6 protein-coding genes are annotated in these 22,036 nt (G+C 48.4%); 1 reads left to right on the top strand and 5 read right to left on the bottom strand.

Annotated elements, in window-relative coordinates:
- Nucleotides 1–24: 24 nt before the first annotated feature.
- Nucleotides 25–1,128 carry a glycosyltransferase gene (locus R3F50_11045; GenBank protein MEZ5490843.1) on the top strand — a complete coding sequence of 368 codons (1,104 nt, stop codon included), beginning with the start codon at nt 25–27 and terminating at the stop codon, nt 1,126–1,128.
- A 227-nt stretch (nt 1,129–1,355) separates the two neighbouring features.
- On the opposite strand, the gene R3F50_11040 is transcribed toward R3F50_11045, so the two are convergent.
- The 5 genes from R3F50_11040 to R3F50_11020 form a co-directional block, all read right to left on the bottom strand.
- Nucleotides 1,356–2,335, bottom strand: a protein-coding gene (locus R3F50_11040) for an IS5 family transposase (GenBank protein MEZ5490842.1) whose coding sequence is annotated in 2 segments (ribosomal slippage) — nt 1,356–2,198 and nt 2,201–2,335 — 978 coding nt in all. Because the reading frame shifts where the segments join, the coding sequence is not laid out codon by codon here.
- Between the two features lie 155 nt (nt 2,336–2,490).
- Nucleotides 2,491–3,360, bottom strand: coding sequence for a hypothetical protein (locus R3F50_11035; protein MEZ5490841.1), 870 nt, complete (start codon nt 3,358–3,360; stop codon nt 2,491–2,493).
- Nucleotides 3,357–4,166, bottom strand: a complete 810-nt coding sequence (locus R3F50_11030; GenBank protein MEZ5490840.1) for an alpha/beta hydrolase — start codon at nt 4,164–4,166, stop codon at nt 3,357–3,359. The genes R3F50_11035 and R3F50_11030 overlap by 4 nt, the downstream gene beginning before the upstream one ends.
- Nucleotides 4,167–4,178: 12 nt before the next feature.
- The gene (locus R3F50_11025) at nt 4,179–13,115 is read right to left on the bottom strand and encodes an amino acid adenylation domain-containing protein (protein ID MEZ5490839.1); all 8,937 of its coding nucleotides are present in this window, start codon (nt 13,113–13,115) and stop codon (nt 4,179–4,181) included.
- Nucleotides 13,116–13,788: 673 nt separating this feature from the next.
- Complete coding sequence (locus R3F50_11020) at nt 13,789–21,231, bottom strand: amino acid adenylation domain-containing protein (GenBank protein ID MEZ5490838.1); 7,443 nt, start codon at nt 21,229–21,231, stop codon at nt 13,789–13,791.
- Nucleotides 21,232–22,036 lie beyond the last annotated feature (805 nt).

The following is a 22,036-nucleotide window of genomic DNA, read 5'->3' as shown; positions in this document are numbered from 1 at the left end:
CTTGACTCTTAGTTGGCTACCATTATGCGCATTGTCATTACTACAACTCTCAACAACAATTTATTCCACGCCAAACTGGTACCTCTGGTTCGCTCTAGACCAGATGTGGAATTAGTTGTGGTTTCCGATCGAGAGGGCCCGAAATATGAACGAGTCACGTGGGTTTACCCAACGGGATGGCTGAAACTAATCGGCCGACTGCCAGGCAGATTCCTCTTGTTGATAAATGAGGTCTTTAAGAAAGACTGTAAATTAGTTATGGCCTATAGTCTTGTTCCACACGGATTGTTCGCCGTTATAGTCGCCAAGATCAGGCGTATACCAGTATTTCTTCATTTCATCGCCGGGCCAGCAGAGCTGAGGTTTGCGCACGATAAACGAGTAACCGACAATCGTCTTATCGAAAAAACACCATGGCCAGGGCTATGGGAGAAAGTTGTAGGAATGTTCGCACACGCCTCGGACAGAATCTTCGTTCCTGGCTCAATTACCGCAAAACAATTGGTTCAAGAGGGTATCCAGCCCGAAAAAGTATCTATCCTGCATAGTACCGTGGATCCCAAGAGATATAGCCCGCCTGAGTTGGGCGCCCCGCGTGATATCGATATAGTTGTCTGCGCTCAACTTCGTGAACGCAAGCGCCCAATGTTTACCCTCGAAATTTTTCGAAAGCTTGTCGCAATCAATCCAGATATAAAACTCTGTTGGCTTGGCGATGGCATAATGCACGAGGAATTCAGTGAAAAAATCAATGCGCTGGGTCTCCAGAACAACCTCGAGTGGCTTGAAACCGATAACGTCTCGAGCTATTTCGTCAGATCAAAATTGTTTCTTCTATGCTCTATAAATGAGGGTTTGTCTCTCGCCAGCCTTGAAGCAATGGCCTGTGGCGTGGTACCCATCGTCGCCAGGTGTGGTGATATGGAATATGCAATCCACAATAAAGAAAACGGAATTGTGCTTGAACAATCCGCTTCTGTTGAAAATTACGAAACTTCGATCTCTTGCATCCTGAATCAAGAGCAACTTTGGGAGCGTTACAGCAAAGAGGCTATTCGGGAGATAAGAGAAAATCACAGTTTTGAAGTAGCCGAAGCCCGATGGAGACATATACTAGCGAGTCTTTGAAGAGGTCGGCTGAATTCTGTTTATCGCAGGATGTTGAAAGCTGTCTGCGCGCTCCGTGGTAGCGGTACCGCTAAAGGCAGACTCAGGACATTAGGTACACTCTGAATAATTGATGATTTCAATGCACCTATGATCAATGCAGTCAGCGTTAGACCTTTTTCCTGGTTACTGGCGGCGGAACAGGCGAGATTAGCTATCAGGCTGGTAATTCCAGCTTGATAGCCTGCTCAGCAGGCATACTGAGCCCGTAGTAACCGCTTCTGTTTCAATAGAACCTTCTTAGCCATGACCAGATTGACCAAGGCACAGGATACAAACAAATGATGGGCATTTTTCTCCAGCCCCTTGTACCGCACCTTGGTGAAACCGAACCGGCACTTCATCACACCAAAGAGGTGTTCGACCTTGGCTCGAACCTTCGACTTATTGCGGTTTCTCGATCTGTCGGCTTCGCTGAGCGTGACGTATCGACTGCCTTTCTTGTTAGTGAAATCTTTGGCTCTTGGTGCATTAGCAGCAATGGCATCACCCTGTCCGGTATAGGCCGAATCTCCCCATACACGGCTTTCTTCACCGTGCAGCAAATCTCCCAGAATCACCGAATCATGGACATTGGCGGGAGTAGCTACCACCGAGTGAATCAGCTTGGTTTTGCTGTCTACACCGATGTGGGCCTTCATGCCAAAGAACCATTGGTTGCCCTTGCGAGTTTGGTGCATATCCGGATCGCGCTGCTTTTTCTTGTTCTTGGTAGAACTTGGCGCGTTGATGATGCTGGCATCGACAATAGTGCCCCGGTTTACCTTCAAGCCATTTTCCTTGAGATATTGATTGACCAGATAAAACAGTCGATCTCCCAGGTTATGGCTCTCCATCAAATGGCGGAACTTACAGATCGTCGTTTCATCCGGAGCAGGCTCCTCACCGAGGTCAATGCCCACGAACTGGCGCATCGCGCGGGAATCGTACAGAACTTCTTCAGCGGCAGGGTCGGACAGATTGAACCAGTGCTGCAGGAAATAGATACGCAGCATACGCTCGATGCCGATCGGACGACGGCCAGCCCCTGGGGCTTGGGATAGAACGGCTCGATGGCTTCGCAAAGCTCTTTCCAGGGGATGATCGTTTCCATGTCATCCAGGAACTGTTCCTTGCGGGTCTTCTTGCGAAACTTCTCAAAACTGTCGGTGAGCGAAGTCTGTTTCATACAACCATTAACCGTGTTCAGGGCGATGCTGTATTATCGTTCAAATCGCGAATTAATCAGAGTGTCCTTAGTTGTAGCTTTTCCAATAGACCTCAATATTTCGCCTATTCTTGCCTCGCATAATAACTTTGAAAACGTTTTTCCGTACCCCCGAGTCAATCAAGCACATGCTTCGTTCCCTTTTCTCGCAAGGTGGAGCGTGTTCTCGTTCCTACCCATTCGCAAACGGTTTGTAGTAATACCCTCTGCGCCGAAACACGATTGAATAAATGATCTGCATCTTTAATAATCGTTTGGGTAACCCAACCATTTTCTGCAAAAGCATCTAGCTTGTCTCCAAGCAAACCAGACAGATAATATCTAGACACATCATATTCCGAGCAGACGAAAAACAGCGGCGTTTTTTTCTGGATTAATTCCTCAATCTCTAAACGCACTTTAGAAGATGACACGGATGATTCTTTCGACCGTCGTTGAAAGCGTGCTGCAATCATGCGCCACAACTGTGCGTAATTCACTTTTCCAGTGAACAGATTTCCCCACGCACGCCAACGAAATATTGATTTTTGATAGCGATTCTCCAGGGTCTTTATGCTTGGTTCAGTTTCACCGCTTAAATCCATTGTATTGATCAGTACCGCCGCTACTACACGTGCATCCTTGATGGCGGTCTTAAACGCGCAATAGGCACCCGAACATAATCCAATGAGTATAAATTGCTTAAACCCTCGGCGCTGAAGGTCATCCATAATCTCCTGGGGCTCTGTCGTCGCTATTTCAAAAATAGAAAGACTATCAGCACGCACTGGACTATCACCCAACCCCGACAAATCAAAGCGCACGCTGGTAATACCAAGATTTTTTGTCAATTCGCGAGCAAGCTTTACAGATAAGCGCCCGGGACCTGCTGAGTGAATCATGCCAGCATTTAGCAGAATTACCGCGAATTCTGCTGACGAATCGCCTTGCGTGAGCACACCAGCGAGTGCACGACGCGCTCCGAATAGTGCGGCACTCTCGGTCATTTAGCTTCCCTCAACCATTTCACTATATCTTGTAACCCATGCGTCGGAACAATTGCTTCCAACGGAGCCTGGGCCCAAATATTGGGATCGTCCACCCAGTGCTGAGTAACTCCCGCCAGCCCTGCGCACGTCTTGCACCAGGACATCAGGGCTGAGTATTTTGTGTTACCGATCAGAAACAATGGCAGATTTTTCGGGTCAGGGAGCGATAAGTGCATCGCGCTGGCCTCCTTCATCCATGACTTCGGAAAGGACAGCCCCTTGGCAAAATCAAGACCTTTGTCCACGGGTAAGCCCAGCGCTTTGTCTTCCATTTGCTGTTCATGCTGCCACTCGAGAAGCATTTGCTTGCCATCGAGCACAGGATTCCACCAAACCATATTTCTTACTTCTGGTAACTCATGGTGTGGCAACTGGCTTAGCAAAGTCGCGCCCCATCGTAAGCCAACGACTTGAACGGAAGTACATTGACTTCGATCCAATAACGAGGAAATGGCAGGCTTCAAATCTGCCATCCAGGTCCGTACCGAAATATCTTCGTCCTCTCCAGCAGAGTTACCTGTACCCCAATAGTCAAAACGAAGCACATGAAAGCCAACGTTCGCCAGACGCACCGCTAACTGTCGCAATGCGCGGTGACTCGCATAATACTCTGGACCTGCTGCGCCACAAACCAAAACCGCACCGCAAACCTCAACACCTTGCGGTGGCACATGATGACAGCCATACAATTGGCCTGCTGTACCAGCAAAGTAGAACGGCAGCATTCTCTCGACAATAATTCGTTCTGTAATGATCTCAGTCATTCACGTGCCCACTTATTTCAACATGGCCCTTATCGCTCGACTAAACTTACTAATGAAGCCTTGTTTCCGTTTCTCAACATCTGCTTTACCTTGTTCCCTCTTTTCTTGCAGATTTGTAGGTCCGTGCGCTTCATAGTGCGCGGCAATTTGGCCAACAGTTTGCTGAAATAATTCCCCCGGGTTCAATCGAATTCCCGTCTCTTCTTGAAATTTAGCAACAACTTTCATCGATAATAGTGAATGCCCCCCCAGGTCGAAAAAGTTGTCGTATCGACCGACAGCCTGTAAACCGAGCACATCCTGAAAAATCATAGCCAAGATTTTTTCAAGTGTATATTCGGGTGCGACAAAGGCTTCGCGCTCAACGCCTTGCCCCGAATCCGGTTTCGGCAGGGCTTTACGATCAATCTTATTATTGAGCGTCATAGGATATGCCTCCAACCAAACCCAAGCCGTCGGCACCATGTAATCAGGCAAGTACTCAGACAATGCAGCCTTCAGCACACTGCTATCTATCGCTTCGTGTTCTGCTATTAAATACGCGACCAAGCGCTGGTTGCCAGGCGTATCCTCTCTAAGCAGAACAACAGCTTGTTTTATTGCCTCATGGGAAACCAAGCGCTGCTCGATCTCACCAACCTCGATGCGAAAGCCACGGAGCTTAATCTGTTGATCAAAGCGTCCGACGATCTCTATCTGCCCGTCCCGATGCATTACGGCTTGATCACCGGTACGATACAAGCGGGAAGGCTTGATTAGCCAATCGTATTTCGCGTCAATGAATCGATCTGTTGTAAGGTCCTCACGATTTCGATATCCAGCCGTAACACCAGCGCCTCCTATCCACAATTCACCCAGCACGCCCGGAGGCAATAACGCGCCCTCTTTATCTACGACATATAACTCAGTATTGGCAATCGGATTCCCTATCGTGATGGGCTTATCTGATAATTCCACTCTAGCTACAGCTGACCATACTGTGGTTTCGGTAGGACCGAACATATTCCAAAGTGAGTCTACTCGCTCCAGTAAATCATCGGCCAGGCTGCGGCTTAGTTTGTCCCCCCCACACAAAGCTTTAATCGGCAAGGCGGTTTGCCAGCCAGATTCAATCAGCATTTGCCAAGTCGCCGGGGTCGCTTGCATCGCAGTAATATCACCCTGCTGCAATCGCGACATCAAGGCATCTCCGCTTTGAGACTGAGCCTTGTTTGCAACGACCAGAGTAGCACCCACCAACAAAGGTAAAAAGAGTTCGAGCACATGGATATCGAATGAGATCGTCGTAACCGCCAAGAACTGATCTTCTTCAGAGAGCCCAGGGCAATCCCGCATCGACAGCAGAAAATTTAACACGTTATGGTGTGTAACCTGCACTCCTTTGGGTTTTCCTGTCGACCCGGATGTATAGATCACATAAGCCAGGTCTGTTGATGCCGGAGACGCTTCAGGCGCTGTCTGTGGCATTTGCCGGATGTCAAACGTATCCAGGTCAGTACAAATGGCATGAACCGAAGTATTCGGCAGTTGTACCAACAGGGGTTGTGCTGTGACAACAAAATTGGCGTTGGAATCTTCGAGCATGTAAGCCAGGCGCTCAGCTGGGAACATCGGATCCAGCGGCACATACCCGGCACCGGCCTTCCAAACGGCCAATAACGCCACGATTAACTGCTCATCACGATCAAGCATTACACCAACCAGGTCTCCCGATCCCACGCCTTGCTTGACTAGATAATGCGCTAACTGGTTTGCTTGGTCATTCAATTGCTCGTAAGTTAGCAAACCACTGTCGCCAACGACCGCCTCCTTTTCCCCTTGTGCATTGCAACTTGCACTTAATTGTGGCAGGACAGATGTGTCTTCCGGCAAAGGCATAGCAGTGTCGTTCAGCGTTGCAACCAACCACTGCTGAGTTTCAATTGACAACATTGGGATTTGATTTAATGGCTGCTCAACAGAAGTTAGAACTGCCGACAGCAAATTTTCAAAGTGTTCTTTGAGCGCCATGATTCGCTCTTCATCGAACAGCGCAGTACTGTACTCAAACGCAACTGAAAAGGGTGTATCAGCGCCTTTGTCTGTAATATACAAATTCAAATCAAATTCTGAGAAGTTACGCGGCTCTTCTTGAGCGGACATTGCCAAACCATCCAGTGACAGGTCTGGATCCGGCGCATTCATGTAAGTAAACATCACTTGAAATATTGGAGTCCGACTCCGGTCACGCGGTGGCTTAATGGCTTCTACCAAACGCTCAAACGGAACATCGTTGTGATCAAATGCTTCAAGCACTGCCTGCTTTACGCGCCGCAACAAGCTGCCAAATGTGGGTACATCCGAAAGATCGGTACGTATTACCAAATTATTTACAAATACGCCGACCACCCGCTCCATCTCAACGTCATGACGCTCAGCAACCGGAACACCCACAATCATGTCCGCGTGCCCTGTGTATCGATAAAGCAAAGTCTGATAAACCGCCAACATAACCATAAACGGGGTGGCTTGCTGCGCACGTGCAACAGCGCGCAGCTGACTAACGCGCTCTACCTCTATCGTGAAAGACACCCTTGCACCAGCGACTGATCGGACATCCGGGCGAGCCCGGTCAGCTGGCAGCTCGAGCGGTGCCTCAATGCCTGCCAGCTTTTCTAACCAAAAGTCCATGTGTTCTGGCGTGCTGTTCGAAAGCCTGCGTTGCTGCTCAGCAAAATAAGCATAGGGTTTGACAATAGGCGGTAGCTCTACGGTTTTACCTGAGGCAAATCCGGCATAGAAGGAAGCAAAATCATTGAAAAGCACCGTCATACCCCAGTAATCGACAATTATGTGATGTACTGTTAGCAATAATCGCGTTTCTGACCTTCCGGTCTTAACAACTTGCCAACGAATCAATGGGGCGGTGGTCAAATCAAAAGGTTCGGCAACCTGCTTTTGACGCAAGGTTTCCAGTTCTAGCTGAATATCAACTGATTGCGTCAGATCGACAACCGGTACCGAAATCTCAACTTTTGGTGAGATCTGTTGCATCGGCGTACCCGCCTGATCGACAATCGCGGTACGCAGTATTTCATGTCGATCCACAACTGCCTGCAGTGCTTTGCGAATAGCATCACTATCAACAGAGCCCCGCATCAATAAGCTACCCTGCAAATTGTATAGCCCCGCATTAGCTTCGAACTGTTCAAGATACCAAAGCCGCTCTTGTACAAACGAGGTGGGCGCCAGATATGGCCTTGAACTTTCTACAGCAGGCTGACTGATAAAGCCGATCAAAGTGTTTTTAAAAATGTCCAACAAGCTGGCGATGGTCTCACTCTTGTAAACTTTCTCGCTATAGCCCATCGAAAGGTTTAGCGCACCATCAACAATATCCACCATAACTTCAAATTGAGCGGGTCGCTTCTGATCATCTGCGAAATTTTCTGGAACTCGATTTTTGGAAACGGACCAAGTGTCGTCAGATACAGCCCGCACATGACCTTGATACAAAAAAACTATATCTACGGGAAGCGATCCCATAACGCTCTCGCGAACCGCGCTATCAGCATGCAGGTATCGTAGCAAACTGTAATCCATGCCTTGGTTGGGTATCAAGCTAAACTGCTCACTTACCTCTTCGATCCACTCACAGTCACTTTCCGTTTCTGATGCACTTACAATGAAGGGATAAAGTGAAGTAAACCATCCCACAGTCCGGCTGCTATCAATAGCGACACCAGGCAATTCACGACCATGCCCCTCCAACCAGATCACAATCTGGTCCAGCGCTGCCCAAGATTGCATCGTACGAGCAAGAGCCGCCAATAAGGCCGTTTGCATGTCGGCATTAGCGGAGCGCGTAACAGCATTCTTTAACATTTCAGTTTCAGAAATAGATAACGTAATGGTTTGCTGGGCCGCGTCCACTACCAGATTGGTTCCTTTGGTATTATCTCTCGGTAGTGCTGTGACTTTTCTGGACACTCGATCTGCCCAATAGCCTTGCTGCGCGGCACAGTACGCTGAGTTAGCATACTTATACACTGCGTCACTCCAAGATTGGAAAGAAGTCGCTACTGGTAGTTCAGGCGCCTCTGCGTTGGATAGCCGTGTATACGCTGTAGCAAGATCTTCTGCCACAATCCTCAAGCTTAGTAGGTCCATCACCAGATGATGAGCAATCATTAACAGCCGTGGAGCAGCATTGGCAACTCGACACAGATAAAAAGCCACTGGCAATTCTGACAGTTCCAATTTTGATTGCGCGACTCTGGAAAAATTTTCTTGCTCATCTAGATCATCGAACCGATGCTCAGCAACTTGCACATCTACCTGTTGTTGCACCGACTGTCGCCACTCCTTGTCGGTCAACACAAAACGCATGCGCAATGCATCGTGATGTGCGACAACCGCCTGCACGGCTTGCGTTAGTTCATGTACTGCAACTGATTCAGGCAATGCCAACCAGGCCGACATGTTCCAGTGGTGAGGATGTTGAAAGTTGTGTGAAAAGAACCATCGCTGAATAGCAGTCAATCCAGTTTCACCCGACGTAAACGCCGTTTGTACCGACTGCGAGGGAATCGATACTGTCCCCGAATCGGCTTCAAGAATGCCTAGCAAATCAGCAAATACGGAATTTTGAAATACTTGACGGTTGGTTAACGCAAAGCCTTGCTGCTTTAATCGCGCAACCAACTGAATGACCACTATCGAATCACCACCTGATTCAAAAAGATCATCAGTGTCATCTACCGTTTCGACACCTAGGAGATTCTGCCAAATCTCACGGAGCAGGCTTGCTGTTGTTTTTGCTTCGGCTGGCGCCCCAGTTGACTCACTGCTTGTCGCTGGGACAACAGATTCTGCTACTAGTGCGGGGGCAACACCCAGATAGCGAGTAGAGACCAGTAGCTGCGGCGTAGTTTGCGAAAGTACGGTTTGCAATACCTTGATGCCGGAAGCTACATCAATGCGATCCGCGATTTCAGCATCTTGCGCGGCATTTTGTGCTCCCATGCCAATCGCATCCCAGTTATCCCAGTTTATCGCATACACAGGAAAAGCACCTGAGATCGCGTTGCGCTGAGCAACCGCATCTAAAAACGCATTCGCCGCAGTATAATCCGCTCGCCCAGGCAGCCCAACGAAAGAGGTCAACGATGAGCAAAGCACCATAAAATCGAGCGGATGCCTGGCCAACACGGATAACAAACTCTGTGTGCCTGCTACTTTTGCCTGCCATACCATTTGAATACGTTCACGCGTTTGCTGCGCGATGATACCGCCACCGGGAATTCCCGCCGCGTGTAACACACCGTTGATATCCCCCCACTCTGATGTCACCGAATTCACAACATCTGACAGCTCCGCCTTATTTGCTATATCCAGTGAAAATACTTTTACATTTGCACCAAGCGCTCGAAGGGTTCCAAGCCATTGCTGTTGCTCGATATCTGGTTCAGATCGCGAAATTAGTACCAACCGGGCCTGATAGTTTTCCGCTAAGAACTCAGCGAAGGTACGACCCATTCCTCCAAAACCACCGGTGATGAGATAAATGCCTTGATTACGCAGTGGAGATCTCGGGGTTGCTGGCACGTTAACCGGTGTTGGCTTTAATGCCCAATAGCGGCCAAATCGACACCCATTGTATATGGCATCAGGCTGCCCATTGGAAAGTGCATTCCCTAACGCAACCAGATCCGCTTCGATACAGGTAACATCCCACCACTGTGTATTGATTTCGGGCATCTCGCTCGGCAATACTTGAACAATACCTTTCACCAGTGCTTTTTCCGGTAAAATCTGTTCATTACCAAGAACCGCCTGACTTTGATCAGCTATGACAATTAACTGCCTGGGTAACGCTGCTTCTTGGTCCGCCAGCGCTTGGACAAACGCAAACAGGGACCAAAACCCCTGAGCCTGCGCGTCAAGACCAGACAATTCGCCTAACAAACCCGCATGCAAAACGGTATCGACAGACAAGCCTTGGGACTCTAGTGCTTGGAACAGATGTTGATAGTCCGCTTTTTCAGCAGCACGAATCTGAAAATCAAGTGACTCTGGCTGTGCAGAAAACTTATCAGCGAAATCAACCCTTATCCACTGAGTATCGGTAAAGCCCGCAATGACAGTTTCAATCAGGCAGTCCTTGTCTCGAAAAGCCAAGCCGATTCTCTGTGTTTCGCTTGGGATCACATTGCTCACGACCTGTTGCTGCCATGACGGCAGATAAAACCAGTCGGAAAATGGTGCTTTTTGTTGGAAGCCAGGTGTCATACCAGCTTGTACGACATCAGTTGGCACCACTTTCTTCACCCATTGCGGATCTACCCAGTGCTCATCTCGCGCAAACGGGTACAACGGTAAATGCACCCGGCGTCCTTTGGATGCGTCAGAAGGGTTCAATCCTTTGAAGTCTGAAATCAGGCCCGCAACCCAAGCCTCTGCTATCGCGTTGTCCAGCACCGTGTTGTCTGACTGTTGATTTTTAGGATGGCGAATCGACGCAATTGTTTGACAATCAACCTCATTGGCGATTTGCTTCTTAGCAAGAGATACCAAAGTGTTACCCGGTCCGACTTCAAGAAATACTGCATGTTTTTCTGCAATTACCGCAGCAATGGCATCTGCGAAGCGAACGGTTTCACGTACGTTTTCAAGCCAGTATGAGACAGTGACTTTAGATAATGCCTGCCCTGTAACACTTGAGATCATCGGAACTTTGGCAGGCTGAAACGCGATCTCCTCTAACACTTGGCGATAATCGGGCAACATCGGCTCCATCATCGCTGAATGAAACGCGTGTGATGTTTGCAATGGCTGAGTTTCGATATTGTACTGTGCTTCGATCTCAGTTTTTACAGCGGCAATTTTCTCCACAGGCCCGGATAGCACACAAAAACCCGGCGCATTGATCGCAGCAAGCTGCACTTCTTCACTAAGATAAACGTCAATTGTCGACTCTGGCAGCGGCACTGACAACATAGAACCCGGCGGCATGGATTGCATAAGTCGACCTCTTGCAACCACCATCTTCAATGCATCACTTAAGCTAACAATTCCGGCAATGCAGGCAGCTGCAATCTCGCCGACGCTATGGCCCAACACGGCGGTAGGTACAATACCCAAACTCTGCCAATAGCGAGCCACTGCATAAGAAATTACGAAAACCGCGGGCTGGGCGATCTCGGTTTGTTTAAGTGCTTCGGCAAACTCTAAAGTGTTGTCTTTTGCTTCCGGATAGAGGTAACTCAAGATATCTAAATCATAAGCTTTTAGAAAATCCGCACATCGAAGCACATCCTCACGAAACCCTGACCTTGACTCATAAAGCTCTCGCGCCATGTTCACATACTGTGAGCCCTGACCAGTGAACAACAGTACACATTGCTTAACCAGCTCAAGAGGCTTGCCAGATGCAGCCAGTCGAGGTGTTTGAACTGGTGTGTCTACTACTATCACCCCCCTATATGGAGCTAGTGGTTCACGTCCATTGGTTAAGGTAAAAAATGCATCAGCCCCGGTTACATTGAGAGGCGCTTGCGTATAAGTCTCAGCAAGAGTCGCCATCGCGACTTCCGTTTTAGCACTGAGTGGCAAAAACCATTTTCCAGGTAAAATTGATGGTTTAGATAACACCGGTGCCTGCTCAACAATCACATGCGCGTTTGTCCCGCCAATACCGAACGAACTTACCCCGGCCCTGCGCGTACCTGCACGCAATGGCCAGTACTGGGATTTAGCATTCACGTAGAACGGACTCTCGGCAAAATCTATCGTCGGATTTGGTGATTCAAAATTCAATGAGGGCGGCAGCGCTTCATTTTTCAATGCCAAAACCGTCTTAATCAACCCCGCAACGCCTGCCGCCGCATCAAGATGACCGATGTTGGATTTTATAGATCCCAAGGCACAAAACTGCTTTTCTGGCGTTTGCTCGGAGAAAACCTCAGTTAACGCCGCCACCTCGATCGGATCCCCCAATGGCGTACCTGTACCATGGGCTTCGATATAGCCGATCGAATCAGGCTCAATGTCAGCGACCAATTGCGCACCCCGAACTGCTTCAATCTGACCATTAATGCCTGGTGCCGAGTAACCGACTTTGTCTGCACCGTCATTGTTCACCGCAGAACCCAGGATCACAGCATCAATGGTGTCTCCGTCAGCTAGAGCATCTTCAAGTCGCCTTAAAACAACTACACCAACTCCATCCCCTTTTAAAGTGCCCTGAGCTTTCGCATCAAAAGGGCGGCAATGGCCATCTGGTGAAAAGATCATGCCCTCTTGATAAACATATCCATAACGTTGGGGTAAAGTAATCGATACCCCACCAGCTACCGCCACATCACAGCCGCCAGAAATGAGTTGCTGGCAAGCCATGTGTACAGCAACCAATGACGTCGAACATGCCGTTTGTACGACGATACTCGGGCCCTTTAAGTTGAGCTTATAACTGGTTCGCGTGGTTAAAAAATCAGTGTTGTTAGCGTAACGTGCTTGAAAAATCTCGGCAGCACCAGCCAGCTGATCACTACCTTGCAGATTTTCATGAAAATAATCGTCGACACTGGAACCACCAAAAACACCAATTAGTCCGTCAAATTGGCTAGGCGCAATTCCAGCGTCTTCCAGTCCATGCCATACAGTTTCTAAAAAGAGTCGATGTTGCGGATCCAAGGTTTTTGCCTCTTTCGGGCTGTAACCAAAAAATGCAGCATCGAAGGCTTTGATATCGGAAAGTTCACCATGAGCAGGAACGAAGTTGCTCTGCTCGCGCATCTCCCCAGGCACACCTAGCGCAGATAGCTCAGTATCGGAGAAAAAGCGAATGGATTCCTTACCCAGTTTTATATTTTCCCAATACTCATTCAGATCTCGCGCCTCAGGAAACCGCCCGGCCTGGCCAATTATTGCGATTTCAAACCCTGTTGTTTCTCTACTTGATCCTTTCATTAGGAGATTACTCTGAAGTTTCCGTTTTCTTGGCCCTGAATTAGGCTCTCTGCTGCGAATTCCGATTCAACGAGTCGCTGGAGCTTCAAACACTTTCCGGCAAGCGACGCAGGTGACTAAACCTTTCCTTACTCTGCAAATTAACTTTTATAGAATATTCACGGCATTGCTCAGCGAAGATCATCTTGATGCCATTAGAGACCCGCGAGACCGCGCCGCCTCCGGATTATAGAAGATTTTGAAAGGGGCATGGGCCAATAATGGGGTATCTGTCATCGCTAAAAATAATCTCAGCACCCTGATTGCGATCATAGCTCTGCAGCGCTCCATACCCAGACCGCTCACTCGACGCACTCACTACGCGATCTCGGCAGTGAGGAATGAAATGTTCCAGGATCGACAGACAAATTGGTAAATTCACAAGGGCTGGGGTGTCTCTCAATTCTGAGGGTAATTTGGCCAACCTGGATAGCCGATGTACAGTATGGAATCGAATTGCTAAGGTTTGTGCCGGGCAAATATCTCGAATCGCGAGGGATCATGAATCGGGCGCCCGCCAACACCGCTAAAACGTCTGAAAACCTTTTCCGATTTTTTCCTAGCACCGCTGTATACGAAAGCCAACCACTTATGCCGTAATTGGTAATTTCGAACCCGCTTCGGTCTCCAACCATTACAGTGGCTTCCTTGTCCTGTTTCTTGCGTCCTGCTTTCGTTTGGCAAGATCAAGCATACGTTGTTTGCCCGTATTCGACCTCTCCTTTGCAGCAAGATCGACCTGCTTCTCCGTAGGCCGTGAATTCTTATTAGATTCAAGATAGGCAGCCAGTGTTCGAACTGTAGGATACTGAAACAATTCCACCAGCTCGATTTTTCGACCAATCCTACTCAGCACCTGATGCTGCACTTCAGCCATCTTGAGGGAGTCGCCACCTATATCAAAAAAGTTCTGCTCTATACCAACAACTTCGAGACCAAGTAACTGCTTCCAGATATCAACTATCTCTCCTTCGAGAGTCGATGTAGGATCAGTCACACCAATATCCAATCCAGATCGCGCCTGGTCGGGAACTGGCAGGGCATTTCTGTCGATTTTTCCATTGGAGGTCAGAGGCATGCTGTCCAGGAATTCGATTATGTTTGGATGCATGTATTCAGGCAATTGTCTGGCCAGGATATCCTTTATATCCTGCTTCAGGATTCTTGTGTCTCCTAAAGGCTTGCTTTCTCCGCCACTTCTATCGATTGAGTTCAGCGCTGTATTTAAAACTACGTAGCCAACCAGTTTTCGGTCACCCGGATTATCCTCCCTCAACAGAACCGCTGCATCATCTACTTGAGGAGATTGTCTCAATACATGCTCGATCTCTCCCAGTTCAATGCGAAACCCACGAAGCTTGACCTGGTTGTCAATTCGTCCAATATAGCTAATCCGCCCGTCTACCTTGCGCAGCGCAAGATCACCGGTCCTGTACATTCTGGTGTAAATTCCGCTGCCGTATGGGTTTTCGACAAATTTTTCGGACGTCAACTCGGAAAGCCCGAGGTACCCTCGCGCCAATCCAACCCCGGAAACACATAATTCACCTGGCACACCTGGAGGCACAGGTTGCAACTTGTCATCAACTAGATAAACGGCCATGTTTGGCAAAGGGTATCCAATATCAGGCGAATTGCCATCAGCATCTGGAATGACTTCTCCCATTGTCGCGCACACTGTAGTTTCGGTCGGTCCATACGCATTGATGAATAACCTGGAATCTGCCCATCTATTTACCAACTCCAAACTGCATGCTTCGCCCGCACTGACAATTGTCTTCAATGCCGGCAACTCAGCTTCTGGCAAGACACGCAATACCGACGGAGGCAAGGTTGCCACAGAGATATTCTTGCTAACTAGAAAATTGATGAGATCCATCCCGGGCAATAGCTCGCTATCCTTTCCCAGGCAAAGCGTTGCACCAGCCGCCAGAGTCGTAAATATCTCCCAAACTGAGGCATCAAAGCCAAAACTGGAGAACTGCAGCACCCTGCTATCCGAAGTTATGCGTAGTGCCGCTTTCGCACTACAGGCGAGATTGAGCAATCCCCAGTGCTGGAGCAGGACACCTTTTGGCTGCCCCGTAGACCCGGAAGTAAAAATAGAATAAGCCAACTGTTCTGGCTCTATTTTAATGCGTGGACTAACTACTGGATGAGCCTCAACCATACTCCAATCCTTGTCCAGCTCAAATAGCGATACGCCTAAGGACTTGAACTTTTCTGCCAGCTGTTCCTCGGTAAGAATTAGAGGTGCCTTGCTTTTTCTGAGAATAAACTCGATCCTGTCCAAAGGATACTTGGGGTCTAGTGGAACATATGCTCCCCCCGCTTTCATTACCCCCAGCATTGCAATAACCATATTAGGGTTTCGATTCAGTGATATCGCAACCATGGTACCAATGCCGACTCCATTCTTTTGCAAGTAGCCAGCCAATTGACTGGATTTTTTATTGAGCTCCTCATAACTGATACTTTGGCCGTCATATTCGACGGCGGTCTGCATGGGGTTTCTCTCGGCTTGACTCTCAATTAAAGAAAGAACACTGGCACCATCGAGATATTCCGAGCGTTCTACACCTCGACAGCTCTTAACATGTTCCTGTAGCTCTGGCTTGGAAAAAAGAAGTATTTCTTCGATTACCTGCTGAGGATCTTCCAATATGTTTTCCAGAAGCACTCTGTACTGTTCTGCCATTTGCGCAATAGATTCTTCATAGAACAAATCAGTTGCGTATTCCCAGATTACTTTCAGACCGTTGTCTTGCGCCTCTATTGTGAGATGAAGGTCGTACTTCGAGATCCCCAGATCCGGTTCCATCAACCCCAGCTTGATGCCCGGCATAGGGGATTTAGTCAAGAATGGCTCCCTGAAATCGAAGGCTATCTGAAATACGGGCGCCCTACTCAAGTCACGACTAGCCTGCAGCTTGTCTACAATAACCTCGAAAGGAATATCCATGAATTCGAACGCCTCCAGTGCAGCAGTCCTGACCTCTTTCAACGTCTCGCAAAAGCTGGCTTTCCCGTCAAGCTGCGTCCTGAGCACGAACAGATTAACAAACGAACCGATAAGGTCGTTGAGCTCAGTTTTGTTTCGATTGGCAGTGACAGTACCAATCACAACATCTTCCTGCCTGGAACGACGGTACAAAAGTATTTGGAAGGCCGTTAAAAGTACCATATACAGTGACACGTTCTGGTTCCTGGCATAATCTTCCAAACGCACTGACAATGTAGCCGGCAAATGCGTCAAATAGCGCTGCCCTCGATATGTTTGTAACTCAGGTCTGGGTTTATCAGTTGGTATCTCAAGACCGACACCCACACCCCGCAGCTTCTCGATCCAGTACTCACACTTGGAATTGAAATCCGAACTGGCTTGCCATTGAGATTGCCATCTGGCGTAATCCGAATACTGATAGGTAAGATCTCGTGGCGGTGACATATCTTCTTTACTGTATGATTGGTAGTATTCAAGAAGGTCTCGAAAGAATATCTGAATCGACCAGCCGTCAGATATAATGTGGTGCATGGTCACCATAAAGGTATATTCATTTGGCGCCATTCTTATTAAAAGCGCGCGTAGAAGCGGGCCTTTCTCCAGATCAAACTCCCTACACGCTTCCTTTTTTCCCAACTCACTAAGTTCTTTTTTCTTCGCCTCATCATCAAGCGGACTTAAATCGCAGACAGGCACCTCAATATGAAGTGAGGCAGCTATTTTCTGGATAGGTTGCCCATCTTCCTTTGGGAACGTCGTACGTAGCGCTTCATGCCGCATAATTACCCGCTGAATACTCTCAGCTAGCATGCCCTCGTCCAAGTGGCCCTCGATTTGCAATGCGGCAGATATGTTATACATATGACGTGCCGTACTGAACTGATCCATAAACCACATTCGTTTTTGAGAAGACGACAAACCTAAGGCCAGATTGCCGCTGATAGCCGAATCATCGCGCGCTACTGAAGTGAGCGCTCCGCTTTCTCTCTCAATTCTTTGAGCCTGTTCTTTTAATGTTGGTAGCTCGAAAATATTCCTCAGCGACCAATCTACGCCGAACCGACTGGCCAATTCAGAATTCAGCTTGGTTGCGAGTAGCGACTGACCTCCCAATTCGAAAAAACTCCAGTCGACACTTACTTCGTTAATACCCAGTAAATTTTGCCAAATCGATGCCAGCTGTTCTTCTACAGGCGTAGATGGGGGCACGATACGCGAAGATCCATTTTGATACATCGCTATCAGCGCTTTCCTATCAATAGCCCCGCTATCTGTTACTGGTAATTGGGGAAGATATACCAACTCCGCGCTAATCGAAGTCCCGTAGTCATCCTCTTGCGATATCTGTGGCAAGGACCCGCTCGTCTCACCCGATTCCAGTTCACAATAACAACGCATTTTGATCAGCACAGACGATTCCGACATGCGCGATCTGATACGCTGATTGCAAATATCAAGCCCTACGATATAGTTCCCAGGTTGCTGGCTAAGTATTATCTCCAGGCTTCGCAATGCACTATCAACTGGCATTTCCATATAACCTGAGGCCTGCAATGCGTCCTTAAACTCAAATTCCCGGCTAATACCAGTATCACGCCATGTCGCCCAGTTTATTGAGTAAACCCGTGCCCCTTCTTCTCTCCGAGAAGCTAATTGGTCAAGGAACAGGTTCGAAGCACTGTAGCCGCCAATCATCGCCCCGCCGAAAAGACTGCTAACTGACGAGAAACCAACAAAGAAGCACTCTGGATTTCGACTTGCCAATTCCAGCAACGTCTGAGACCCGTTGACCTTCGGCGAGAATAATTGGTCTAAGCTTTCTCTGGTTTCATCTATAACCAAAGATTCGTGATAACTTCCGGCAAGGTGGAAAATGCCGTCAAGTGAAATTGACGTTGAATTCGTTAAAGCCGAGAAAGCCTGCTCCAGCAAAGCTGGTTCGCAAAGATCACTACGAACGTAAAGGACACTGCCTGGTAGTTTTTTCAGCTCTTCGTACTTATTGTATCGCTCTGTATCGGGTTGCAGATCCTCGCGCCCAGTGATGACGATACATGCGTCGTACTGCTTTAGCAGGTAAGAAACCAGGTTGAATCCAACACCTCCCAGCCCACCACTGACCAGGTAGTGTCCATGTGGTTTCAGGCTACCAGAGCCGGCAGTTTGACTAAGTTTTACCCGTTGCAATGCCATGACGTGTCTGCGCCCCGATCGGAACGCTACTTCAACGTCAGGCAAGCCGGAATTCAATTCTTCGATTACACAATCAGATGCCGTAGCACTATCGAATTCACCAACATCCACACTGGCGCATGTAATCGACATATTTTCAAGCGACAGAGATTTGACCAGGCTCAAGATCGGTGCGCCAAGTGACGTGGATCCCTGAAATTTCCCAAAAGAACTCCACCCCCTATTCAACACCAACAGTTTGATGGTCGCGTTGGACGTTGACGCCAGTTGGACCACGGCCCTGCTTCCGCAAACAAACCTATTGCAAGCCGATAAAGTATCAGCATAAAGACCTTGGGCGTTTTGAATTTCAGTATCAGTGGAAGTGAAATCGAAAACTACGACACCGGGCTGAATACCTTCCTCTTGAAGAGCGTCGATCAGGCGCTGATAGCCATCAGCAGTTTCGAGATTATGACGATATCGGAACTTATCCAACTTCTCGAATTCAGTCCCACCTCCGACCAAGATCGTGATGGATCCTGAATTATTCAGTGCCTCTGAAAAACTAGATGCAATGCCATCCATGGCTTCAGAGAAAATAATAACCGCATTAGAATCGTTCCGAGAGATACGGGCGCCACTGCCGGCAGACTTTGTCTGCCAGTCCGGTTGGAAAAACCAAGACGGGACTGTATTCGCATTTCCCAACAACAGGTCTATGCGCTTGACTATTTTTTCAAATTCGCCGTTCTTAAAACGCTCAACGAGCTGTGGCCGCTGAATTTTACCGATCGAGGTTTTTGGTACTTCTTCTCGAGGAAGTGGAACAACATAAGCTGGTAAGATTCCTTCTTCTCGAAAAACCTGGTCCTTGATTTTTCTGATTTGTAACTCGAGCGATCTATCATCAGCATTCAGTGGAGAAAAAAATATGCCAAGGCACTCTGTGCCATCTCCATCCAGGTTTGGTACGGCAATCGCCGCAGTAAAAGACGCCAGTACCCCTTCGACTTTCTCAACTACAGATTCTATCCGAGGCCCCGCATAGTTAACTCCGTTCAGAATAATTATGTCTTTCTCACGCCCAGTGATGGTTAAGCTGCCATTGCGTATCAGTCCTAAATCGCCAGTTATAAACCAACCATCTTTAGTGAAAACCTGGTTGTCTGCATCATTTCTTCCATAGTACCCCTTGAATACGGTTTCACCTTTAACCTGCAGTCGACCCACCTCACCTTCCATCAAAAGCCGGTCATTTTCGTCTACGATTCGAAGACTATCTCCGGGAATAGGGTATCCCACCTCCACGTACGCGTCGCTATCAGACGTGCTTTCGAGACTGAAATCGGTACCGTAGGTAATACCCGAGGAGATCTCGGACATCCCCCAGGCAGGGCACATGACTTCTTTTGCAAGCCCCCATTGACCGAATATCGAAAGAAACTTACGCGCGGTTGACGCGACAACCGATTCACCACCATTAAGGATCAACCTGAGACATGAAAGATCCCAATCCCCTCCGGCCAATTCGTCTTCAATATTGCACACCAGACCAAAAGCGAAATTCGGAGCAAAAGTCACTGTTACCCGGTATTTGTCCAGAAGGTCCAGCCAGCGCGCCGGCTTGGCCAGAATGATTTCTGTCTGGACATGTACTTGAGTACACTGTAGATAAACATCACGAAGGTGAAAGTAAATCAAACCTGAAACGTGATCGAGAGGCATCCAGTTCAGTGTCACCATGTCCTTGTCGAATCCATGAAACTGGACGGAAGCAATCGACCGGGATACAAGGTTTCGATGAGTTAGCGGCACACCCTTTGGCAGGCCGGTACTGCCCGATGTCAACATCATCAAAGCCACATCCCCGCCCTGAGGGAGATGCGCCGCTTGACCATTTTTGTTCTCTACGAGTTGGAGAGTGTCGGTATCTACTATGCGAATGTTTTCCGGCTGAACGGGCTTGAATACTTCATGCAGAATTTCGGCTTGCTCACCACAACTCAGTATAAATTCACAATCAAGTGTTTTATACACACCAGTGAATCGCTCGAGGGTCTCAGGTCTGGTGTCCGTCATTATCGCTGTGGGAACCGGAACGAAGCCGCCCAGGATACACGCCCAGAATGCCTCGAGGAACTTACGATTGTCGCCTATCTGAAATAACACGTGTGTGCCCGGGTTCAGTCCCTCCGCGACTAGTCCATGCATCAACTCCATAGCCCTTTCCAGTAGATCAGAATAACTGGCAGATGATGTGGTACCGTTGGCACTATGGAAATGCAAAGACTTACCAGGAACTGTTTTACTGGCCGCAAACAGCATCTCCACCAAGTTTGATGGAGCGTTTTCTGGAACAATCAGGTCCCCACCAGTGCTGATGGCAGGTACGTCTGTTGCAGACTCGCCCGAAGCAGAATTCCCGGTCGACGAATCGCCTTCACCATTCTTGGCTGTCAATTCAATATCAACGGCTTTCTTGTTACGCTCTGGAAGTAGATCTGATAGGTGAAGTCGGGCGGGTAAATCAGCGGGCTCAACGATGGCAGCGGCCTTCCTAATACCTGCGATGCCGCGCACTTTTTCCTCAATGTGTCCAATAACCGTCTCATTGAATACAGGATAACGCGACAGTGCTGACGCATCCCAATCGCCTTGTTCATCTCGAGGTACGGAGCTGATCGGGATGATCGATAAAGGAGGATTCGGACGGTCAACTAGTGAAGCCAGTTTCTGCTCCAGCGTTTCCTGAGAGTAGAGTGGGCCGGGGACAACATAGACTAACCAATGGAGCTCACCAACCAGCGACTGCCTGCTGACTATCGTGAAGTCCGTGATCAGTGGATCAGACGAAAGCGCTTTGTGGACTTGATCGAGGTCTGGGGCGTGAGTTTCCATTGTTCTGAACATTTCTCCGTTCGTATCGATCCTGACACTATAATCTTGCTTGCTCTCAATCCGCTACATCATATAGTCAGAAGCAGCTTAGACATTGCGCTACGGGTGAAGCGCCATCGACATTCGAACCGGAGGACATAGCAAGACTCGTAGTACATTCGTATTCGTTGGAACATAAATCCAGTCGGCCTGTGTGTCGAATTAGACCAAAGGCACCGACAGTCGACCGATCAGGATTTCGATGTCGGGAAACGTCGTTTGAGTTACCGCTCCCAGACACCCATCGAAAGCAGGATTTTAGGACAAATACAGCAATTAAACCATCACTGCTCGTCACGATTCTCCCACCTGCACCATTAATCGCGGGAGTCAATTGTAATATATTTGACTTATATCACAATAAGTTACGAGATACTTGCGAACAATTGCCGCAGGAAAGGGTCAATATTCCACCAAGCCGACATGACAATCGACTTATATTCAGCCCGTCGCTGGCGGTAGCTGAAATCTTGGCTCGATTTTATTACATCTGAAGTGCCTTTTCATGAGAGTCGTAGTTGTGGATCCTGGATCAAGCTCTGACAGGAACTGCGCCTTGTAAATTCTGAGTCACATCAGAACACCGCCCTAGAACCAAGCAACAAAGGTTTGCTGCCCAGGTAGTCGATCCAGCTGTATCTGCAGTAGCACTAATGCTGCGTAACCCGGCTCCAGAAAACACCGTTGATACATAGACGTGTGGGCAGTTACTCCCTATAATTCCAGGTCGGTATCGGGAATTCGATCGATACTGGTCTCAGAGTTG

This window comes from Gammaproteobacteria bacterium (assembly GCA_041395725.1).
GTDB lineage: Bacteria > Pseudomonadota > Gammaproteobacteria > Pseudomonadales > Pseudohongiellaceae > NORP240.
Note: the sequence above shows the minus strand (reverse complement) of the source record. Positions and strands in the feature narration are given on the sequence as shown.

Bases quoted from the DNA above. Each gene is read 5' to 3' on its own strand.
- R3F50_11045 (MEZ5490843.1), top strand. From the start codon at position 25: ATGCGCATTGTCATTACTACAACTCTCAACAACAATTTATTCCACGCC.
- R3F50_11035 (MEZ5490841.1), bottom strand. From the start codon at position 3,360: ATGACCGAGAGTGCCGCACTATTCGGAGCGCGTCGTGCACTCGCTGGT.
- R3F50_11030 (MEZ5490840.1), bottom strand. From the start codon at position 4,166: ATGACTGAGATCATTACAGAACGAATTATTGTCGAGAGAATGCTGCCG.
- R3F50_11025 (MEZ5490839.1), bottom strand. From the start codon at position 13,115: ATGAAAGGATCAAGTAGAGAAACAACAGGGTTTGAAATCGCAATAATT.
- R3F50_11020 (MEZ5490838.1), bottom strand. From the start codon at position 21,231: ATGGAAACTCACGCCCCAGACCTCGATCAAGTCCACAAAGCGCTTTCG.